This window comes from Terriglobales bacterium (genome assembly GCA_035691485.1).
Lineage (GTDB): Bacteria > Acidobacteriota > Terriglobia > Terriglobales > Acidobacteriaceae > JAIQGF01.
Genome location: DASSIZ010000003.1, coordinates 13,271 through 34,384, shown reverse-complemented (window position 1 = coordinate 34,384; position 21,114 = coordinate 13,271). Strand labels below are relative to the sequence as shown.

The 21,114-nt window shown below is 61.7% G+C and carries 19 protein-coding genes; 9 read left to right on the top strand and 10 right to left on the bottom strand.

What is annotated here, in order from left to right:
- Positions 1-20: 20 nt before the first annotated feature.
- On the bottom strand, positions 21-1,250 hold the full coding sequence (locus VFI82_00290; protein HET7183091.1) for a glycosyltransferase: 1,230 nt from the start codon (positions 1,248-1,250) through the stop codon (positions 21-23).
- 62 nt (positions 1,251-1,312) lie between these two features.
- Positions 1,313-2,632: a glycosyltransferase family 4 protein gene (locus VFI82_00285; GenBank protein ID HET7183090.1), complete on the bottom strand. Its 1,320-nt coding sequence runs from the start codon at positions 2,630-2,632 to the stop codon at positions 1,313-1,315.
- Between the two features lie 271 nt (positions 2,633-2,903).
- Here VFI82_00285 and VFI82_00280 point away from each other — a divergent pair, with 271 nt between their 5' ends.
- Together VFI82_00280 and VFI82_00275 are read left to right on the top strand one after the other, a co-directional pair.
- Positions 2,904-3,584 carry a hypothetical protein gene (locus VFI82_00280; protein HET7183089.1) on the top strand — a complete coding sequence of 227 codons (681 nt, stop codon included), beginning with the start codon at positions 2,904-2,906 and terminating at the stop codon, positions 3,582-3,584.
- Between the two features lie 89 nt (positions 3,585-3,673).
- A complete protein-coding gene (locus VFI82_00275) occupies positions 3,674-4,033 on the top strand; it encodes a hypothetical protein (protein HET7183088.1) in 360 nt (119 codons plus the stop codon).
- 50 nt (positions 4,034-4,083) lie between these two features.
- On the opposite strand, the gene VFI82_00270 is transcribed toward VFI82_00275, so the two are convergent.
- The 5 genes from VFI82_00270 to VFI82_00250 form a co-directional block, all read right to left on the bottom strand.
- A complete protein-coding gene (locus VFI82_00270; protein ID HET7183087.1) occupies positions 4,084-4,782 on the bottom strand; it encodes a response regulator transcription factor in 699 nt (232 codons plus the stop codon).
- Positions 4,779-6,668: a HAMP domain-containing sensor histidine kinase gene (locus VFI82_00265; GenBank protein HET7183086.1), complete on the bottom strand. Its 1,890-nt coding sequence runs from the start codon at positions 6,666-6,668 to the stop codon at positions 4,779-4,781. The genes VFI82_00270 and VFI82_00265 overlap by 4 nt, the downstream gene beginning before the upstream one ends.
- A gap of 208 nt (positions 6,669-6,876) precedes the next feature.
- A complete protein-coding gene (locus VFI82_00260; GenBank protein HET7183085.1) occupies positions 6,877-7,344 on the bottom strand; it encodes a Spy/CpxP family protein refolding chaperone in 468 nt (155 codons plus the stop codon).
- A 130-nt stretch (positions 7,345-7,474) separates the two neighbouring features.
- Positions 7,475-9,409 carry a 1,4-alpha-glucan branching protein GlgB gene (gene glgB / locus VFI82_00255; protein ID HET7183084.1) on the bottom strand — a complete coding sequence of 645 codons (1,935 nt, stop codon included), beginning with the start codon at positions 9,407-9,409 and terminating at the stop codon, positions 7,475-7,477.
- A gap of 184 nt (positions 9,410-9,593) precedes the next feature.
- Entirely contained in the window at positions 9,594-10,010 is a 417-nt protein-coding gene (locus VFI82_00250) for a hypothetical protein (GenBank protein ID HET7183083.1), read from the bottom strand.
- A gap of 182 nt (positions 10,011-10,192) precedes the next feature.
- Here VFI82_00250 and VFI82_00245 point away from each other — a divergent pair, with 182 nt between their 5' ends.
- From VFI82_00245 to VFI82_00230, 4 genes are all read left to right on the top strand, one after another.
- Entirely contained in the window at positions 10,193-11,965 is a 1,773-nt protein-coding gene (locus VFI82_00245; protein HET7183082.1) for a histidine kinase, read from the top strand.
- Complete coding sequence (locus VFI82_00240) at positions 11,958-12,665, top strand: response regulator transcription factor (protein HET7183081.1); 708 nt, start codon at positions 11,958-11,960, stop codon at positions 12,663-12,665. The genes VFI82_00245 and VFI82_00240 overlap by 8 nt, the downstream gene beginning before the upstream one ends.
- 114 nt (positions 12,666-12,779) lie before the next feature.
- On the top strand, positions 12,780-13,151 hold the full coding sequence (locus VFI82_00235) for a hypothetical protein (GenBank protein ID HET7183080.1): 372 nt from the start codon (positions 12,780-12,782) through the stop codon (positions 13,149-13,151).
- A 377-nt stretch (positions 13,152-13,528) separates the two neighbouring features.
- Positions 13,529-14,059: a ferritin family protein gene (locus VFI82_00230; GenBank protein HET7183079.1), complete on the top strand. Its 531-nt coding sequence runs from the start codon at positions 13,529-13,531 to the stop codon at positions 14,057-14,059.
- Between the two features lie 43 nt (positions 14,060-14,102).
- Here VFI82_00230 and VFI82_00225 read toward each other — a convergent pair whose 3' ends face one another.
- The 3 genes from VFI82_00225 to VFI82_00215 form a co-directional block, all read right to left on the bottom strand.
- Positions 14,103-14,966: an SDR family oxidoreductase gene (locus tag VFI82_00225; GenBank protein HET7183078.1), complete on the bottom strand. Its 864-nt coding sequence runs from the start codon at positions 14,964-14,966 to the stop codon at positions 14,103-14,105.
- 213 nt (positions 14,967-15,179) lie between these two features.
- Complete coding sequence (locus tag VFI82_00220) at positions 15,180-16,304, bottom strand: ATP-dependent DNA ligase (GenBank protein HET7183077.1); 1,125 nt, start codon at positions 16,302-16,304, stop codon at positions 15,180-15,182.
- A gap of 435 nt (positions 16,305-16,739) precedes the next feature.
- A complete protein-coding gene (locus tag VFI82_00215) occupies positions 16,740-17,528 on the bottom strand; it encodes a hypothetical protein (GenBank protein HET7183076.1) in 789 nt (262 codons plus the stop codon).
- Positions 17,529-17,600: 72 nt separating this feature from the next.
- Here VFI82_00215 and VFI82_00210 point away from each other — a divergent pair, with 72 nt between their 5' ends.
- From VFI82_00210 to VFI82_00200, 3 genes are all read left to right on the top strand, one after another.
- The gene (locus VFI82_00210) at positions 17,601-18,518 is read left to right on the top strand and encodes a farnesyl diphosphate synthase (protein HET7183075.1); all 918 of its coding nucleotides are present in this window, start codon (positions 17,601-17,603) and stop codon (positions 18,516-18,518) included.
- Positions 18,519-18,567: 49 nt separating this feature from the next.
- On the top strand, positions 18,568-19,350 hold the full coding sequence (bshB1, locus tag VFI82_00205) for a bacillithiol biosynthesis deacetylase BshB1 (protein HET7183074.1): 783 nt from the start codon (positions 18,568-18,570) through the stop codon (positions 19,348-19,350).
- Positions 19,351-19,411: 61 nt separating this feature from the next.
- The gene (locus tag VFI82_00200) at positions 19,412-21,109 is read left to right on the top strand and encodes an acyl-CoA carboxylase subunit beta (GenBank protein HET7183073.1); all 1,698 of its coding nucleotides are present in this window, start codon (positions 19,412-19,414) and stop codon (positions 21,107-21,109) included.
- Positions 21,110-21,114 lie beyond the last annotated feature (5 nt).

The window sequence follows — 21,114 nt, the reverse complement described above, 5'->3', positions numbered from 1 at the left end:
GAGGTTTCGAAAGCTTTCGTTCAGCTGTGCGCCTCTCGCGCCATCGGTGTCTCCAGAAGCTGCAGATACCGCGGCTTCTCCCGCTCCCAGCTAAACCGCGCGCGCGCAGCTTGCCATGACGCGCATTGCGCTGCTCGCAGGGCAAGCCGGTCGTCGCGCCACTGGCGCAGGCGGGCCGCCAGCAGTTCGGGACGGCCGCACGGATAAATGAAAGCCGCGGTCGGGGCCTGCTCGAAAACTTCGCGTTGACCCGGCGTGTCGGTTAAGGCAATTGCAAGCCCGGCAAGCATGTAGCTGAAGACCTTGTTGGTGACAGTCAGGGAGTAATTGGAATCGGAGGTGCGCTCCAGCCCCAGGCCAATGTCGAACTCGCCCATCGTCGTCAGCACATCGTCATGATGAACGTGCGGCAAAAACTTGATCGGGACACCCCGCTCCTGCGCCAAGCTCGATAGTTTCACCCCGAATCCGGCGGCGGGGTTGCCGCGCAGGTAAATCTCGACTCCCCCTTCCGCCAGCGACGCAGCTTCCACCGCTTCTTCCAGTCCTTTGCCGGGACCGGCGGTCTGGCCGATCCAATGCAGGCGCAGCGCCGGACTGTGGGGACGCTGTTGCGGAGGCAGCAGTTTCGCGGCCAAAGCCAGCGGAAAGACGTTATAGAGCACAGTGGGCGGCGCGATGGAGTATTGCTGCTGGAGCCGGGCCTGCATCGCCCTTGAAGTCACCGTGATGTAGTCGCACGCGGGCAAATACGCGCGCTCAACGGCCTGCGCCATTTCCGGCGCAGCTTGCCCACGCTCGCCGAGCAGGTCTTCGCAATCAAACCCGAGATGTGAGCCATAGTGCCGCGCCGCCTTCGCCGCTACACCCAGGACGGTCTGGGTATGGGCAATGAACCAGTCCGCCGGCTCGGCCAGGGCGAGCCGCAATAACTGTGGCGCCGCTTCGCAGAGCGCGTGCTCAGCGGCATCGCACTTGCCGCTGCGTTGAAACTCTTTGGCCGCGGCACCGCGACGCAGGCGGTTCGGTATGGCGCGCAACCGATTCGGCCACGGCGACCGCAGAATGCTTGCCACCTGCAAGCGCCAGTGCCGGCTCGCAACCAGTTTCTCGTCGTCAGCCACGAGTTCAGGCACCGCCTGCACGGCAACCACGCGCACCTGGTGGCCGCGCTCGGCCAGCGCGTCGGCCTCGCGCACCAGGCGCGGGTTATGACAGGGATGAGTAGCTCCGATCAGGCAGACGCGCACGCCATCCTCGGATTCGTTGATGTGGTTGGCCCGGTCATTCCAGTCTTGTCATGCCGCGCGCGTCATTGCGCCGTCGTTGTGCAGCGCTGTTGGATAAACTCACTGACCGCCCGCCCGAGTTCAGCACGGTAGTCGCTCCACTGCCAGCGCCCGACCGTGGCCGCTGCCTCGCGGCCCATCTCCTCGACTTGCACCCCGCGCTCGATCGCGGACTGCATTGCCGACGCCAGCGCATCGACATTGCCGGGCGGAACGAGCCAGCCGTTCTCCCCGTCTCGTACGAACGTCTCACAGCCGCTATTCGGGGTTGTAATGACCGGCAGGCCGCGTGACATGGCCTGCAGCGGCGTCAGCGCCAAGCCCTCGGCCAGGGTCGGAAAAACAAAAACGTGGGCGCGATCGAAACGCGCATACAGCTCTGGGCGTGGAATCGTTGGGCTATACGTGACGTTTGCCGGAAGCGCCTGCTTCATCTTCTCCGGTAGTTGCCAGTTGCCCAACAACCACAGCTCGATGTTGGACGCTGGCGCCAGCTTGCGCCAGGCATCCAGCAGGTAATGCGTACCTTTGCGAACGGAAAGGTGGCCCGCCATGATGAACACGAACTTGCCGGATTCAGCCTTGCGGCCTGAGGTGTCAACCGGCGGCGCACCCGATGGAAGCTGCCAGATTCGCTCCGGCGCCACTCCGGCAGCGACCAGCGAGTCCCGCACGAACTTGGAAGCGGCGACCACCCGGTCAGCGAGCGCCAATTCAGCATCCTTCCGCCGGTTGCGTTCTGCCGCAAGTTTCCAACGATGGCGCTCGTAGGGCGTGACTAGCTCCGGAAATTTTTCGTACTCCGCCCCCACCCAGCGGCGGGTAGTCGCATGGTGACAGATCGGCATGTCATATAGGCAGAGCCCGCCCCGCGCCTTCTGCGCCTGGAATGTCGCCAGCGCGGCATATTCATACCCATAAACTGCGTCGCTGCCATCCAGGTGATGACGCGCCACGATGCGGTCGAACCATTTCTCCGTCACGTCCCACACGCGGTCTGTCGTGATCGGATTGGTGCCCTTGACCGCCGCCATGCGGATCATTTCCGGCAGCGGGTGCGACTGGATGACTTCGCGGGGGACCTCGGTGATTGCTCGACGCGAAAGCTGCTGCTCGGCATTGCGCGTTACAGCAACCATGGCGGTCCGGAGCAGGCGTCCGAGAGCGCTCCGCTTGTCGTAGTGAAAGGTGGTGACATAAGCCGACAGCAAGCCGGCCTCTTGCAGCGCCCGCGCCGCGTGCTGCACGAAGGGTCCTATCCCGGGATGGCTGAGCACGACGCGGGCCGCGCGCGGTGGTGCGACCGTGCTCTCGATCACTGGGCGCGACGCGAGTGTGGACATGAGGCGATCAACAAAGTGATGGAATGGCTGGCCTCGATTATATGCACTGCACCGCCGCAGCAGGTTGCGAACTTAGGCACGTCTTCACCCCACCCAGCACGCGACGGCCAGGTTCGCGTGGCCGTCCCTCACATGAGCTTGTGACTACTATCACGGCGTTCGGTTTTCCACAGGCTGATACTGTAGAGTTCCCGGATCGCTGGCCGGCTGCGGCCCATAGCGTCGGCGGTGTTGCGGTGCGGACGCCCGTGCGGCCGCGAGGGAGGCACCCATGTTTGAACAGGAATTGGAACTGGAGCAGAAATCGTCGTCGGTGGTTCCGCTGTTGCTCATCATCGCGCTGGCGGGCGTCATCGTCGGCACGGTCGGATACTGGGTTGTCCAGGCCAAGAAAGTTCTGACCCAGCCGGAGGCGACTGCCGTCGTCACCTCCATCCTCAAGGCGCAAGGCCCCGCCGTTCTGCGCTTCCACACCGGCACCGTGAAATCGAGCATCAACGAGAAGCCGCGCGATCCGCATTACAAGCTGCTCGAAAAAGCCGGTTACGTGAAACTCGCGCCGGTGAAGGGAAAGTTCGAGACCTATAACATCGCCCTCACTCCCAAGGGAGAGAAGGAATTGCCCGCCTTCCCTGAATTCCAAAAGAGCGAGGAAAAAGATGGAACATTGGCAATGCAGGTGCCGCTGGCGCGCCGCCAGCTGGTCGAAGTCACCAAAGTCACGATGAACAGCCCCAGCATGGCGCGCGTCGAGTACACCTGGAAATGGAATCCCACGCCCATCGGCGACGTCTTTGACGCCAATGGCCAGATGATCAAGGGATTCAACATCTGGGAGACACAGTCGCTGATTGAAAAGTACGGCGCCAGCTTCTATCACGCCGACGCGAAGAAAACGGCCGTCACCCTGGTCAAGAACGACAAAGGTGGATGGCAGGTAATGAGCGAGTAGCGCCCGGAGCCCCCACGCTTCAAAGGCACGGCAAGAGTCGTGCCTTTTGTTGTTTATCAGGCGCCCGGACACGCGGCTACAATGCCGCCATGAAAAACGCAATCCTTGCGGGCGCTCTCGTATTCTCTTTGCAAGCCGGTGCGCAGCGCCCCCCGGTCCTGCCTGCCAATGCCTGCGCTATCCCCAACCGCCCGGTTGCAATCACCCGGTGTCAACCTGCCGCCATTTACGTCGCCGACTTCGACCGCACCGCAATCGAGGCAATTCTCAACCGGCATTTCGATGGTTTCACCATCCTGCCGGCGCGCGGCTGCTGGCACAAGCAGTGCGAGAACTCGATCGTCATCCAGGTTGCCGGCGCCACCGATGCGCAGCTTCGCCAAGCCGCCGAGGAGTTGCGCGTTGTCGGAAAGCAGCAGTCGGTGCTGGTGGTACTGCCGCAGCGCTGATGACACATGGCTCCAGCGCCTCGCGCGCAGCTGTATCGGTAGGGTCTGGTTCAGGCGAGAAACTTGTAGCCGAGGCCGGGCACGGTGACGATGAAGCTGGGCTGGCGGGGATCGTCGCCGAGTTTCTGCCGCAAGCTGGCGACGTGAACATCGACGGTGCGAGTAAAGGTCTCGGTGTTGTAGCCCCAGACCTCGCGAAGGATCTCGTCGCGCGAGAGAGTGGCGCCGCGATGCTCCAGGAAGTAGCGCAACAACTGGAACTCGCGTGCGGAAAGATTGACGGGTTTGCCCTCGCGGCGGACTTCGGTCCCGCGCACGTCCACGCGCAGCGGTCCGACCTCATAGACGGCGCCACTTTCGGCCGGCCTGCTGGGAGCGCGCCGGAGGAGGGCCTCGACGCGAGCGAGGAGTTCCATCATCTCGAATGGCTTGGTGAGGTAATCGTCGGCGCCGAGTTTCAGACCCACCACCTTGTCCACCGTCTGGGAGCGCGCGGTCAGCATCAAGATAGGCGTAATCAGGCCGGCGGCGCGGATGTCGCGGCAAACGTCGAAGCCGCTGCGCTTGGGCAGCATAACGTCGAGGATGATGAGGTCATAAGCGCCCTCGGTGGCGCGTCGGAAACCCTGTTCACCGTCGCGGGCGCAATCGGTCTCGTAACCCTCGCTGTGCAGGCGGTCGGTTAGCGTCATGCAAAGCGCCTGTTCGTCTTCGACCAGCAGAATGCGCTCGTCCATAGCTACCGTCACGAGACTTTTTCTCCCGCTGAGGCAGGTTGAAGTATTTCCGCCTGTCCAGTAGCGGCGGCGGGCAGGTGCAAGACAAACGTGCTGCCCTTGCCCGGCTCGCTGGACACGGAAATGCTCCCATTCATGGCTTCGGCAATTCTCCTGGCCAAGGGCAAACCAAGGCCGGTGCCGTGGATCTGCGCCGCGGTAGCGGACGCGCTGCGATAGAAGGGCTGGAAGATTTGTTCGACTTCGGAGGTAGGAATTCCCGGACCACGATCGGCGACGCTGATCCGGACTTCATCGCGCCCGGCGGCCGTAGCCAAGTCCCCCTGAACTCCGATCCAGCGCTGCTCGCCGCCGTACTTGACGGCATTGACAATCAAGTTTTGCAGGCACTGGGTGAGCGCAACCATATCGCCTGCCACGGGCGGAAGGCCGGGCGCCACGGCGCGCTCCACTTTGAAGCCGGCAGCCGATACCAATTCCGCGGTGCTTTCCAGGGCGGCATCCACGATGTCGGCCACCGCGAGAGATTGAACGTGGTAGCGGTGAGCGCTGTCGCGGGTGGCGGCGAAAAGAAGAACCTGCTCGACGATGTGGATGAGTTGCCGCGCCTGGTTCTTGATGACGGCGCCGTAGCGCCTGACTTGCTGCTTGTCGTAGACGACGCCGTCGACGATGTTGTCCGCCGCGGATGAAATCACGGTGAGCGGAGTGCGCAATTCGTGCGACACGGCCGCCACAAATTCCATCTGCAGTTTCGCTAAGCGCTGCGCGCGCTGGCTGGCGACCAGTATCATGCCGACGGTGGCGGCCAGCACCAGCAGCACTCCAAAACTGATGGCCAGATTGCGGCGGCGAATCGCCGTCGCCACCGCTTCCAGTGATCCACTGCGGTTGCGGACCGCGAGTCGCCAGTCCGATGACGGAGCGCTGTAGCGGATCGGCTCGAAATGAAACGATGGCGCCGCTCCGGCAAGATGAACCAAGTGCGTGCCGCCTTCGCCGCGCATGGGTATGGGAGGCGCAAACGTGTTGCCGCCGGTCGATGCCATAGCGAGAGGAGGTCCGAAGACATTGATCACGGCGTCGGCGCCGGCGGTCGGATCGGCAACCGCGGCCCGGTCAGAGGAATACACGCGTTCGCTGCCGCTGACGATGTCTACGCGGTAGCCGAGGGCGGAATGACCGCCGAAGTAACGCTCTGCCAGTTCCGGGAAGATGGAGTCGCGAAGAACGCCGGAATCCAGGAGCACGATCAGCCACTCGACGGGGCGATCCTCGCGATGCATTTCGGGCGCGTGCATGAGAGGGCTGACCAGCGCCGGCACATCCTGCGCCACCAGCCAGGGCATGGGACCGAGGTGAAGCGAGCGATGGTTGAGGCCGGGGCGACCACTGCCGGGCGCAGCTTCCACGTGAAAGGTCATGTTGCGGGGGGCCCCAGCGGTGGAGGGTCCGGCCGACGCGTGCTGCAGCCAATCACGAAGCTGCTCGAAACCGCGGGGCCAGCCGGTAGCGACGAACTGTCCCGTGGCGGGATCCAGGCGCGATAGGCCGGTGTTACTGGCCGGTCCTTGGACAAGGAAGACGCCGGCAATCAGCTCGGGATGGGCCGCCGTCCGTCTCCAAATGGCATACCGCTCGGCAATGGCGGAAGCAGAACGTTCGGGCGCAACGCCGTGTCCTCCCTGAAGAGCATCGGAGGCGGAACCGAGTTCGCGATAGAAGTCCTGCCGCCAACCGAGCAGCGAGGCATGCAGGTTCATCTGCATGCGCACGCCGGCGGCGTCGCTGACGATGCGGCTCCAGTGATACTGCATTACGCCCAGCATGATGAGAACGACGGCGAGAGCCGTGACCACGGCCAAGGAGGACCAGCGTTGGGTGAGGAGCGGCTTCATGGCAGAGCCACGTTAATTATAGGGTCGCAACCACTTATGAGTGTGACAGACGCAAGACGCCGCGGTGTAAAGACGTTGTAAAAGGTGGGCAAATGCGATGCGATCAGGCGGCGGGCGAAGGCGCCCGCCGCAACCATTGCGCGATGTAAGGCGCAGGCGCCGCCAAACAATCCACGGACGCAGCCGTCGTGCGGCTGCCCATCATCGTTCACAGGAACGGGCCCATTACGTGGACGCTCATCGGCCCTATGCCGTGCGGGCCTTGCTGGTGCAACTGGTCGAGTTTGGTTTGCTGCTCGGGCGTGAGTATCTGGTAGAAGGCAGCCATCGCCTTGGCGTGAATGGCGGTGGTTTGTGCAGTGAGGTTGCCGATGACGGCGGCAGCCTGGTCGATGGCACCCGGATCATTCGTCTTTATGGCCGCATGCAGCGTTTCGTGTGCGGCCTTCATGTTGGCATGGGCGGCATCTTCCGCAGTCGCGGCACTGTTCATGATGGCCGTCGCCTGCTGCTGCTGGGCGGCAGTGAGCGACAGCGCGGTGGTCAAGAACTGGAGATGACGTTGCGCCCGCTCCGCCGCAGATGGCGGTGAGGGCGAAGTGGAATGGATCTGCGCGATCAGGAGCGCCGAGGCGAACGCCATCAGCACCAGAATGACAACGAATTGCTTTCTCATGGTTGTCTCCATAGCCGGTCCTCACATGACGAGGACGGCATTCTCTACACCGCATCGGAACACACCGGGAGCAACGCCGGGGTAAAGAGTCGGCGTGGAGCATGTAAAAGGTTTGTAAGCTTTCGGGAGGTTAACGTTTCAGGTAGAGCGCTCCCAGCGGCGGAATGGTCAGAGAAATGGAGCAGGACTTGTTGTGCCAGGGGATGGGGTCCGACTGCCGCCCACCTCCGTTGCCCATGCCAGACCCGCCATAAATGGTGGCATCGCTGTTGAGCAGTTCACGCCAGTACCCGCACTGCGGCACCCCGACGCGGTAATTGTCGCGCGGCACGGGGGTGAAGTTCAGCGCCACAACGATGGCGTCGTTCGGATCTTCGGTCTTGCGCATAAAGGTCAGAACGCTGTTGTCGCCGTCGTTGGCGTCAATCCACTCGAACCCCCGCGGGTCAATGTCGAGAGCATGCAAGGCGGCCTCGTTGCGGTACACACGGTTCAGGTCTTGCACCCATCGCAGCAATCCTTGGTGATCGGCAAATTGCAGCAGGTGCCACTCCAGGCTGGTATCGTGGTTCCATTCCCGCCACTGCCCGAACTCTCCCCCCATGAACAGCAGCTTCTTGCCGGATTGCGCCCACATGTAGCCAAGCAGGACCCGCAGGTTCGCCCGCTTCTGCCATTCATCGCCCGGCATTTTGTCAAGCAGCGATCCCTTGCCGTGCACCACCTCGTCATGCGACAGGGGCAGGACAAAATTCTCGGTGAAGGCGTACAAGCCGCGGAAGGTCAGCAAATGATGGTGGTAGCGGCGATGCACCGGGTCTTTGCTCATGTACACCAGCGTGTCGTGCATCCAGCCCATGTCCCACTTCAGCCCGAAGCCCAGCCCGCCCAGGTAAGTGGGCTTGGAGACCATCGGCCACGCCGTCGACTCCTCCGCGATGGTCTGCACCGAGGGAAAGTTCTGGTAGACGTCGTGATTCAGACGCTGCAGGAAACTGATCGCATCCAGGTTCTCTCGCCCGCCGTAGCGATTGGGAATCCACTCCCCTTGCTGGCGCGAGTAGTCGAGGTACAGCATGGAAGCCACCGCGTCCACCCGCAGGCCGTCGGCGTGGTAGCGGTCGAGCCAGAAGATTGCGCTGGAGAGCAGGAAACTGCGCACTTCGTTGCGCCCGTAGTTGAAGATGTAACTCTTCCAGTCGGGGTGAAAACCCTGGCGCGTATCGGCATGTTCGTACAAATGCGTGCCGTCGAAATACGCCAGGCCGTGCTCGTCCGCTGGGAAGTGCGAGGGCACCCAGTCCAGAATCACCCCGATTCCCTTCTGGTGCAGGTAGTCCACCAGGTACATGAAATCCTGCGGCGTGCCATAGCGGCTGGTGGGAGCGAAGAAGCCGGTTGTCTGGTATCCCCAGGATCCTCCGAACGGGTGCTCCATGACCGGCATGAACTCGACGTGCGTGAACCCGGCTTTGGTGACGTAATCGGCCAGTTTGGGCGCCAGTTCGCGGTAGGTAAGCGAGCGGCTGTTCTCTTCCGGCACCCGCATCCAGGAACCGATGTGCATCTCGTAGATCGACATCGGCGCCTGCAGCGAGTTATGCATGTGGCGGGTTTGCATCCAGTCCTGGTCGCGCCATTCGTAGTTCAGCTCGCGCACGATGGACGCGGTGCGCGGCGGCACTTCGTTGAAAACCGCAAACGGATCCGCCTTGTCCACCCGGTACCCGTGGTATCGCGAAACCACGTAGTACTTGTAATGCGTACCCTCGTTCAACCCGGGAATGAAACCCTCCCAGATTCCCGAGTGGCCGCGCGGGCGCAGGTGGTGCGTGTACTTGTTCCAGCCGTTGAAGTCGCCAAAGACGTTGACCTCCTCGGCGTCAGGCGCCCAGACGGCGAAATAGACTCCCCGCTTGCCGTTCCATTCCCCCCGGTGCGCGCCCATTTTCTCGTACAGGCGGTTGTGCGCTCCCTCATTGAAGAGATGAAGGTCGTAGTCACTCAGGAGTGAGTAGTCGTTGGTCACGGCCGATATCAGAGCTTCCGTTTCGAGGGAGCGCATTCGTCCTCGCCCATGGCAATGTTCCGCTTCCGATTAGAGCCGAACGAGCCGTTACTAGTTGCTAACTATAGGGTCCGTAGCAGGATGAACATTCTTTGAGGTGAGAAGAATACAGCAGCATGGAGCTGAGCAGGGCGCCTTTATCCGAGTATGCGACAAAAGTGAGTTGCCGGTACCCAGCGTACTAGCCTTTGGTCAACCAGGTCCAGACCGGCACGCCTTCCTTATCACGCAAGGTCATCTTGTTGTTGCCGGCCTCGATCTCACGCGCGAGCACTACTTCCTTGTCGTCCACCCGGACCTTGGAACCGGTAACCTTCACCTCGTCGCCTTTGTTGAAGACCACGGCAAATTCCTTCAGGAAGCTGTTCGGGCAGAGCCGAACTTCAGTGATTACGCCGCCCGATTTCACCATCAGGTAAATGCCAATTTGCCCCTTGGGATTGGGGACTTCCTTGACCTCGTCCACCGTTCCCTTGATGGTGACCTCCCGGGCCGTGTCGTACTTCGGAACCTCGCCGCTATTTTTCTGTTCTGGTGCCGCCGACGCGACCGAAACCAACGCCAGCAACAACATTGGCACGAGCAGTTTTCTCCGCATGGCTGCTCCTCCTTCGGGCCCACTGCGGCCGCCACTCCACATCGGGAGCTGTCCATGTTTAAGATACCCCTGAATGCCGGGAACTGCTGTGAGTTGCGTCACAGCATGCACGCCCATGGCGCACATCGAGATAGAGACTTGCTGGCCGCCCTCTTCGCGGCTACAGTTACACCACATATTCCATGCTGTCGCTGGGCAAAACTCCAAGATTCCTCAGGCGTCTCGGCGCGCCGATCGACCGCGAGGAACACCGCCGCATCGAGCGCGTGCTGGCGACTGCCCGCGTGTTTCTTGCCTTTGCGGCCATGGTCGCCATTTATCTTGATCCCACCGAGCCCACCCGTTACTCCCGCCTTGCCTATGTGCTGCTGTTCGCCTACATCGTTTACAGCGCCGGGGTTTGGGCCGTGCTTCGCCGTTTCCAGGAATTGACGCCCTCCTTCGTCTGGATGCATGCCGTCGACATGCTCTTCCCCGCGGTTTTCACCCTGTTTACCGAGGGCCCCAATAGTCCTTTTTTCCTTTTCTTCGTTTTTGTGTTGACCGCCGCCGCCTTCCGCTGGGGCTTCATCGAAACCATGCTGACTTCGTCGATCATCAGCCTGTTCATCCTGGTGGAGGCCGTGCTGCTGACCTATGGAAGTCATATCGGAACCTGGCTCGAAGGCCAGTACGAAATCAACCGTCTCGTGATTCGGCTCTCTTACCTGCTGATCCTGGGCGTCCTGCTCGGCTACCTGGCGGAAACTGAAAAAGAGCTCCGCGCCGAGAATGCCTTTATCACCCGCATGATCGGTAAGGCCCGCGTTGATTCCGGTTTGCGCGGCACCATGCAAGGCGTTCTCGGCGAAACCATGCGCCTGTTTCTCGCCCCACGCGCCTTGGCCGTCCTCCAGCAAGCCAACTCTGGGCGCGTGTTCCTCTGGCAATCACAATCTCGCGCCAATGGCGAGTACAGCATCTTCAGTTCTGAGGTCGGCCCCGAGGACCGGGCCAGATACAAGGTCCCGCTGCCGGCCTCGGCCCTGTTATGGGATAAAACCGGTCTGTGGGGACTTGGCGGGGATGGCAGGCGCTCTCGCATCGATGCTTCCTGGTCGCCGGTCGCTTTGCCTGAAGTTGGCTCCGCTGCCTCCGTTCTCGCCGTGACCCTGCTTATGGGTGAGGAATGGAGCGGTTGCCTGCTGCTCTACGACGCCCGCACCGGCGGTGACAAACTGCAGGAACTTCGCTTCGCGCAAAAGTTATTCCGTCAAATGGGACCGGCCATCTACACCGTGTACCTGCTGCGCCGTTTGCGCTCTCGCGCCGGCGCCATTGAACGGGCGCGTGTCGCCCGCGAACTCCACGACGGCGCCATCCAGGCGCTGATCGCGGTGGAGATGGAAGTGGACGTCCTCCGCCGCGGCGCCTCGCGCTCCCAGGACTCCAGCCTCGAGGCACGCCTCGAACGGGTTCAGGAAATGCTTCGCGACCAGGTGTTCGACCTCCGCACCCTCATGCAGCAAATGAAGCCGGTGGAGTTCAGTCCCTCGCAGTTGCTGGATCACATGGCTGACGTAGTGGAGCGTTTCCGCCGTGACACCGGCATCAGCGCCGAGTTCGTTTCCAGCCTTGAAGACGTCGCCCTCTCCCCCCGCGTTTGCCGCGAACTGGTTCGCATCACCCAGGAAGCGCTTGCCAATGTGCGCAAACACAGCGGCGCGCAACGCGTGCTCGTTCGCTTCGGAATGCGCGACTCCAACTGGACCCTGGGCGTCGAAGATGACGGCCGCGGCTTCGCGTTTGCGGGCAAGAAATTCTTGTCCGAACTGGACGCATGCCGGGAAGGTCCGGAAATAATCAAGGAGCGAGTCCGCGTTCTGGGTGGACAATTGGAGATAGAATCGCTCCCCGGAAAGGGAACACGGCTGGAGGTTACGTTCCCGCAGAAGGCACAGGCCACCTATGTCTAACGTTCCCACCCGCATCTTGATTGCCGACGACCACCCGATTTTCCGCGACGGGCTGCGCCGCCTGCTGGAAGCCGAACCCGGCTTCCAAGTTGTCGGAGAAGCCGCCGACGGCGCCGAAGCAGTCGCCCTTGTTGCCCAGCTCAAGCCCGACCTCCTGCTGCTCGATCTCGCCATGCCCCGCGTTCCCGGCATGGAGGCCCTGCGCGAGCTTTGCATCGGCAAAAGCCCGGTGCGCACCATCTTGCTCACCGCCTCGGTAGAACGCCCGCAAATCGCTGAAGCCCTGCAACTGGGAGCGCGCGGCGTGGTGCTGAAGGAATCTGCCACCCAGGTTTTGCTCAAGAGCATCGCCGCCGTGATGGCTGGCAGCTTCTGGGTCGGTCGCGAAAGCGTGCCCGACCTCAAGGAACTCGTTCTCGACAAGGCGGCGCCGGAACAACCGGCCGAGCGCTACGGCTTGACCCGGCGCGAGATGCAGATGGTGGCGGCCATCGTCGAGGGCTCCAGCAACCGCGAGATCGCGCTGAAATTCAACGTTCGCGAGGACACCGTCAAACACCACCTCACCAGCATCTTCAGCAAGCTCGGTGTCTCCACCCGCCTGGAACTGGCGCTGTTCGCCATCGAGCACCGCCTGGTGTCCAAGGGGGGCGCCTCCTTGGGCGCGGGCGCGCCCGCTGAGAGTCACTCCCGGATGTGACCCCCATCACCTTGACCTGGGTCAAAATGGCCATTTGTCACAGCTGCCGGTGTCCTATGTCACAGCCCGGCTGTGCCCAGCGCGCGACAATCGCCGCAGTTGCCGAGGTGCTCCATGCCCGACCAGCGCGACATCCTGGAAGTCCTGAAATTCGAACTCAGTTTCCTTGAGCAGGGTGGTTATGGCCGTTCCGTTCATGCCCCCCAGACACCCACCTCCATTTTTCAGGATTCCATCACCTGCTTGAACTTCGGCGAGCACAGCCGCCCCCATCCCTGTTCCGAGTGCATGCTGATCGATTTCGTTCCGGACGCTTACCGAAACGAGAATGTCCCCTGCCACCATATTCCGCTCACCCCGGCCGGAGAAACCGTTGCTGCCATGGAATCGCGCGATAATCAGGCGAAGCTGGAAGCGGCGGCCATCGCCTGGCTGCGCGCGTTGATTGCGCGCATCGAAAGTGAACGCCAGGAACGCACCGCCTGATCCGGCTGGGAAGGAGGCGGCGATGCTTTCCAAGTGCGCCAACCCCTCTTGCTGCGCCCAGTTCCGCTATCTGGGCGAAGGCCGAATTTTTACCCTCTTGGCAGGCCCTCATTCCGTGCCTGCCGATCTCGTCTGGGACCAAGCGACTGAAACCAAGGTTGAACGCTACTGGCTCTGCAAAGTCTGTTCGCAGACCATGACGGTTTGCCGCGTCAAAGACCGCACCGTGGTCAGGCAGATGCGGGGACGCCCAGGGGCGCCAGCTGCCGAGAATGCCAGGACTGCCTGAGTTCCATTTTGGGAACCGGCGCGGATTTCGCCGCTCGGCCGCAGTCGTACGCGTTGTAGACTGATTTTTGGACCCGGGAGCAAGCTCGATGAAACGCGAATTTACCTCGCTCACGCCGCAAGAGGCCCTGCATGTCGCCATCTTCATCGAAGAGCGGAATGCCGAACTCTACCAGCAGTTCGCCGAATTGTTCGCCGAGTTCAAGGATCCCGATTCGTTGGAGATTGCGCAGGTCTTCTGGGACATGTCGAACGAGGAGCGTGGTCACGGCACCATGCTGCAGGAGCGCTATTTCGACCGCTACGGCACCCAGGCCTGCGTTGTCACCGAAGAGGACATTTGCGAGATGCTGGAGGTGCCGAAGCTGGAAAGCGGCGAACTGTTCGCCGTCAGCCGCGGCAACGCCAGCATCGCTCCCCGCAAAGCCGCCCTGCAGGTCGCTCTCGAGGCCGAAGAGACGGCCATGCGCTTCTACTCTCAACTCGTCGAACGCGCCAGCGACCGCAACCTGCGCTCGACCTACGCCGAGCTGGCCAACTTCGAAGCCGATCACACCGAGTTTCTGCGCCGCAAGCTCGACGAAGCCAAGCGCGCCATCACCGGCGGAGATGTGGTGTAGACCCTCGGCGGGCGCTGCCACCTGAAACTTGGAAGCCTTTCTTTCACGCCGCCGTCGTTTCTCCGCCCAGCAGCGTCAACACCTCCCCCGTGATGTAGCTGGAATCGCTCTCCGCCGCGAAAAATACGTACGCCGGCGCCACCTCTTCCGGCTGTGCGGCCCGCTCCATGGGCGTGTCCGAACCCTGCTTTGACGACTTCTCCGGCTCGAAGTCGGAGACGATCAGCGGCGTCCATACCGGTCCTGGCGCAACACAATTCACGCGAATCTTGCGCTCCACCAGGTTTTGTGCCAGCGACTTGGTGAAAGCGTGGATGGCGCCCTTGGTCGAAGAGTAGTCCAGCAGGTTCTTGTTGCCGCGCAGGCCGGTGATGGAGCCGGTGTTCACGATCGCGCTTCCCGGCTGCAGGTACGGTAGCGCCGCCTTCACCATGTGGAAGTACCCGTAAATGTTGGTGCGAAATGTCCGGTCCCATTGCTCCTCGCTGATCTCTTCCACGTCAGCCTTGTGGCTCTGGAAGGCAGCATTGTTCACCAGGATGTCCAGGTGCCCGAACTCTCCCACCACCTGCTCGACCGCCTCGCGGCAGAACTCCGCGTCGGAAACGTTGCCGGCAATCAGCAGCGCGCGACCTCCTTCTTCCTCGATGGCGCGGCGGGTCTCCTCGGCATCGCTCTGTTCTTCTTCCAGATAGATGATGGCCACGTCGGCGCCTTCGCGCGCGTACAAAACCGCCACGGCGCGTCCAATTCCGGAATCGCCCCCGGTAATGATGGCCACCTTGCCCTGCAGCTTCCCGGCTGCCTTGTAACGCGGCGCCTGGTAGCGTGGCCGTGGCCGCATCCTGGACTCCAGCCCCGGTTTCGCTTGCTTCTGCTTCGGATTCGGCGGCTTGGGCTCGCGCATCGGTTGGCGTTCGCCGGCCCGCGGTCCGGCTTTCCCGCCACGCGCCGATTTTGCGCCGGCTGCTGGGCCGGCGCTTCTGTGTTTCTCACGCGCCGGCATTTCTTGAATGGTCCCTTTTCGGCCAAGTATCCGTTCTGATTTCTCTGGTGAATTCGTTGCATTGGTCGGTACCATGATTGCCTCGCATCTTTTTCCGATGCAGAAACGCGATGGCTAGCTGGCCAAACGATGCCTTCTCCGGCGAGCCGGCTGGACTTGCTCGAATGTGCACTGGCGTGGACCTTTATCCGGACGCCAGCGCTGGAACTTGGTTCCATGGCGGAAGCGTCCCTGCGAAAAATAATCGTAGGAAACTTCGCAAACCAGCTTGGGATCCAGTGGCTCCCACTCCCCGCTCCGCTCCGTGCTCCAGCGGCTCGGGCCGCCGGGCGCGCGGCCGGTGAAGCCGCTTCCGCCGCGCAAGGGCTCGACGATTTTTCTGAGCTTGGCTCGCTCATCCGCTTTGAAGCTGGATGAAAACCCGATGTGGTCGAGCAGCCCCTGGTCGTTGTACAGGCCCAGCAGCAACGACCCGATGGCGCCGCCCTTGGAAGCGTAGCGGAAGCCGCCGACGACGCAATCCGCCGTGCGGATTTTCTTGATCTTCACCATGGCGCTGCGCTGGCCCGATGCATAGGGCGCGTCCGCGCGCTTGGCCATCACACCATCGAAGCCGCTTCCTTGCAGGTCCTTCATCCAGCGTTCCGCCTGCCTGCGGTCCTCTGTCGCGGGCGAGAGTTGAATGGAGCCGCTCTGCCGGCCCGCTGATTTGTAGAACGCTTCCAGCTCGTGCCGGCGCTTACGGAGAGGCTCATCCACCAGCGATTGCCCGCGTTCATTCACCAGCAGGTCAAACGCGAGAAACGATGCCGGCGTTTCTTTCGATAGCCTCCTAATCCGGCTCTCGGCGGGATGAATTCGCATCAGCAGCTCGTCGAACGATGGCTGCCCGTCCACGAAGATCACGATCTCCCCGTCGAGCAGAAATTTGCGCGGTTGCCATTTTCGAAATTCCTCAACCAGCTCGGGAAAATATCTGCCCAGCGGCTGTCCGGCCTTGGACTGAAGCAGCACCTCGTCGTCGCGCCGGAAAACCAGGCAGCGGAAGCCGTCCCATTTGGGCTCGTAGATCCACCCTTCGCCTTCGGGGATTTCTTTTACCAGCTTTGCTTCCATCGGCGGAAACGGAGGTCGAATGGGCAGACCTATTGGCGGGAAGGCGCTCTTCAAATCTTCGGCTGGAACAACGGCTTCAATAACCCGATTGCCTTTTCTTGCCAGCTTCTTCGTCTTGTCCATGAAACCCTTTGATGCGGCTGAGTAAGGCTCGGCGTAAACTGTGCGGCAATGAACGTAGCCCAGCAACAAGCACTCGCATGGCTTGAATCGCACTTGTTCCTCGACCGTAACATCAGTGCACAGCTGCCCATCCGAGGCGAGGCTTATGGTTACGTATTCACAGAAGTCGCCGGAGTGACTGTTCTAGTCGGGCCGCGTGGGAATTTCAAGGTGCCTGCTGTGCGCACGTATCAGGATGACGTCGAGGCTGCAATGAACGCTTCCAAGTTGTGGCGGAAACAGAAGGAACGTGACGACGCTGACCCAACGAGAGCCCGTCTTTACAAGACAGGACACTTGCGCCCAATTATCGGTACAAATCTCAAATGTGAAAACAGCCACTGCCCCTGTGCGTCTGAAGACCGCGCTGCATTGGAAATCCGCAGTCTCGGATAATCAACTGCCTGAAGCAGCTTTCGCCCAGTGGCAAACCCGCGAGCGCGTAGCCAAAGCAGAAACGACGTCTCCCCCGTCCGGCCAATCCATCTTTTCGAACCGGAAGTCCATCCGGTAGGCGCTACCACCGATCGTGCGTAAGCCGAGGTTGAGTTCCTTCTCCAACCAATCGAGAGTGAATCCTGCGTAATAATCCGCAGGAGCAAGCACGCATAGGTGCACCTCGCGTGCTGCAAGAACTGGCTTTTCCTCGAATGTATATCCCAACTCCATCATGAAGTCGTGGGAGAAGACGTACAGCATGCCGTATTTGAGAAGCTCAAAAGCGGCAAACAGGGGAGTGGCATCTTCGTATTTGAGTTCGATGAATTCGTATGCTGACGGGCCGCAGCGGTGAACCAAGTCAATGTCGCAATGGCGTTCGCTCTTGCCATCGATCAGACCTGACGCAGTCGGCACCTGATTGACCCAATCATCTCCGCATTCCAGTGCAATCGCCTTCTCGCACTGCTTTTCGACGCTGGAGTTTGAGTTCGAAATCCACGTCTTCTTTTCCCACCGCCAATTCTCGGCGGAGCCGCGTCTTGCTCGTCGTTCCTGGCCAAGAGACCAGTTCTGGTACAGCTTGTTACGTATGCCGTCCAGCAGACTCGGTACGTTCAGTCCGAGAGGTCTCGACCGTAGTAGCAGTGCAGAGGTTTTGTGCCGATAATGCGGAGCGTTCCCGATATGAGCAATACCCAATGCGCGGTCAATGAGGTCATCGACGCCTTCGAAGATAGCTGCCATGGCTGATTCTGCAGAACCCGAAACCGTACTCCGAACACGGCGGGCGGTCAATGCGACGCGGCGAGCGCACCGATGACCGCCAAATTCGGCTGGTATACTGGCCCGCTTATGCTCGCCGAGATCCTGGAGCGGGGACGTGCGTTGGCCGATGACGCGCTGGAGCGCTTGTTGCCGCCGGCAGACCAGTATCCGGTGGCCATTCACCAGGCCATGCGCCATAGCGTCTTCGCCGGGGGCAAGCGCCTGCGGCCGGTCCTGTGCTTCGAGGCGGCGCGAATGATCGCTTCCCACGTCCCGCGCGGGGTCGAAGAACTCGGCGCCGCGCTGGAGATGCTGCATACCTATTCGCTCATCCACGACGATCTCCCAGCTCTCGACAACGATGACCTGCGCCGTGGCCGTCCCACCTGCCACAAGGTGTTCGGTGACGCCATTGCCATCCTCGCCGGCGACGCGCTGCAGACCTACGCCTATGAAGTCCTGTCTCGCCTCTCCTGTCCGCCGGAGGCGCGTGTCCGCATCATCGAGGAGACTGCGCACGCCACCGGCACCGTCAACGGCATGATTGGCGGCCAGGTGATGGACCTGGAAGCCGAACACAAAAAGCCCAACGCGGAAACGCTGGAATATATCCATTCCTCCAAGACAGCAGCGCTGATCAGGGCCAGCGTCGTCAGCGGCGGCATTTACGCCGGAGCTTCGGAAGACGAAATCGCAAAACTGTGCTCATTCGGGCTCCAAGCCGGCCTGGCGTTCCAGATCGCCGACGACATTCTGGACGTGACCCAATCTTCGGAGCAGTTGGGCAAAACCGCGGGCAAGGATGCCGCCGCCGAGAAGGCTACCTATCCGGCGCTGTTCGGAATCGAAGCGTCGGCGCGCAAGGCTGAGGACCTGGTGACCTCCGCCTGCATCCAACTCGATTCTTTTGGGGAGCGCGCTAATACGCTCAAGTCGCTGGCGCGGTTCCTGGTCGAGCGAAAAAAGTAAGCGTCGAAGGCCCGTGCGTCAATGGCCGCGACCCGAAAGCCGATAGCCGATGGCCGAAAGCCAAGTTGACATCCTCGCCATCGCCGCCCACCGTGACGACGTTGAGCAGACCTGCGGCGGCACCCTGCTCAAGATGGCGGCGCTCGGCCATCGCACCGCCATTCTCGATCTCACTCGCGGTGAAATGGGCACGCGCGGCACCGCCCAGGACCGCGAGCGCGAAGCCGCCGAAGCAGCTCGGATCCTGAACGTTTCCTGGCGCGGCGCGCTCGATCTTCCCGACGGACGGGTAGAGAATACCTGGGACAACCGGCTCAAGGTCGCGGCAGTCGTGCGCGTCCTGCGCCCGCGCGTGGTCATCCTTCCCTACTGGCAGGGCCGCCATCCCGATCACTACACCTGCTCCACGCTGGGTTACGAAGCTTGCTTCCTTGCCGGCCTGACGAAGCTCGACCTCTCGCAGGTGCCTGCCGAATCGCTCAGCCTCACGCTCGCAGCTCAGAACTCAGAACTCACAACCGACAACTCCCCTCACCGTCCGTTCAAAATCGTCTACGCGACCCTGTACTACGATATTCGTCCCACTTTCGTGGTCGATATTACCGACCAGTTCGAAGCTCGTTTCCAGGCGCTGATGGCCTACCAGTCGCAATACACCGATCAGCAGGCCGGCAGCGGTCTGTTTCCTCGGCGGGCGGAAGTCCGGACTCGCCAGGAAACCATGGCGCGCTTTTACGGCATGTTGGCCGGCGTCGCTTATGCCGAGCCGTTCCTGCAAAAGGAGGTCGGGTTGGCGGACGACCTCGCTGCCATTCCCGTCGCGTCGATCTGACTTCGCCTTGAGCGTTGCGCCGTTCGTGATGTACCGTAACCAGTTTGGGTGAACCTCACGCATGGCAGACCGTACAGTCTCTTCGGCTGTGAACAACGTCATCGAGTCCCGCGTGGACGCGACTTCGGCGCGCTTTGAAAAGAACATGCGCGCCATGGCGGGCTTGGTCACCGGCATCCACAACGAGGAAGAAAAAATTCGCGAAGGCGGCGGCGCCAAGGCCATCGAGTCACAGCACAGCAAGGGACGCCTCACCGCCCGTGAACGGATTGCCATGCTGCTCGATGCCGGAGGCGAGTTCTTTGAGCTCGGCAATTACGCCGCCTTCGGCATGTACGAAGACTGGGGCGGCGCGCCGGCCGCCGGTGTCATCACCGGCCTCGGACGCATTCACAGCCGCCTCATGATGCTGATCGTCAATGATGCCACGGTCAAAGCGGGTGCCTTCTTCCCGATGACTTCCAAGAAAGTCATCCGCGCCCAGAATATCGCCATTGACAACCGCATCCCGACTATCTACCTGGTCGATTCCGCCGGCGTGTTCCTGCCTTTGCAGGAAGACGTCTTTCCCGACACCGACGACTTCGGCCGCGTCTTCCGCAACAACGCCGTCATGACTGCCATGGGCATCCCACAGATTGCTGCCATCATGGGCATGTGCGTTGCCGGCGGCGGCTATCTGCCGGTGATGTGTGACAACGTCCTGATGACCGACGGCAGCGGCCTGTTCCTCGCCGGCCCCGCGCTCGTGCAGGCCGCGATCGGGCAGAAGTATTCCGCGGAAGAACTGGGCGGCGCTGCCATGCATTCCGCCATCAGCGGCACCATCGATTACCACGAGCCCAACGATGAAGCCTGCCTCGCGCGCATCCGTTCGCTGGTGGAAAAGATGGGCTACCGCCGGCTCTCGCCCTACGATCGCAAGAAACCGGAGGCGCCGCTCTACGCCGCCGAGGAGCTTTACGGAATCTACGAGTCCGATCCCGCCCGCCCTTACGACATGAAGGAGATCATCGCCCGCATCGTGGACGGCAGCCGCTTCGACGAGTACAAGGCCGAGTACGGCAAGACCGTCATCTGCGGCTATGCGCGCATCGGAGGCTTTGCCGTCGGCATCGTCGCCAACCAGAAGCAGCACCAGCAGCAGACCGACGAATCCGGCCACAAGCGCATCGAGTTCGGCGGCGTCATCTACACCGAGTCGGCGGAGAAAGCAGCGCGTTTCATCATGGACTGCAACCAGAATCTGGTGCCGCTCGTCTTCCTGCACGACGTCAACGGCTTCATGGTCGGACGCGATGCGGAGTGGAGCGGCATCATCAAGGCCGGCGCCAAGATGGTGAATGCAGTCTCCAACTCCGTCGTCCCCAAGATCGCCGTGATTGTCGGCGGCTCCTTCGGCGCCGGGCATTATGCAATGTGCGGCAAGGCCTACGATCCGCGCTTCCTCTTCGCGTGGCCCACCGCGCGCTATGCCGTGATGGCAGGAGAATCGGCCGCGGGCACGCTGCTGGAAATCAAGATTCGGCAATTAGAACGCGGCGGCAAAAAGCTTAGCGACGAAGAGAAGAAAGAGTTGTACGACTCGGTGAAGAAGACCTACGACGAGCAGACCGATCCTCGCTACGGCGCCGCCCGCCTATGGATCGACAAGATCATCGATCCCCTCGACACCCGCGAAGCCATCACTCGCGCCCTGGAAGCCGCCGCCCTCAATCCAGACGTGCCTGAGTTCAAGGTGGGAGTGCTGCAAACATAGCTGAT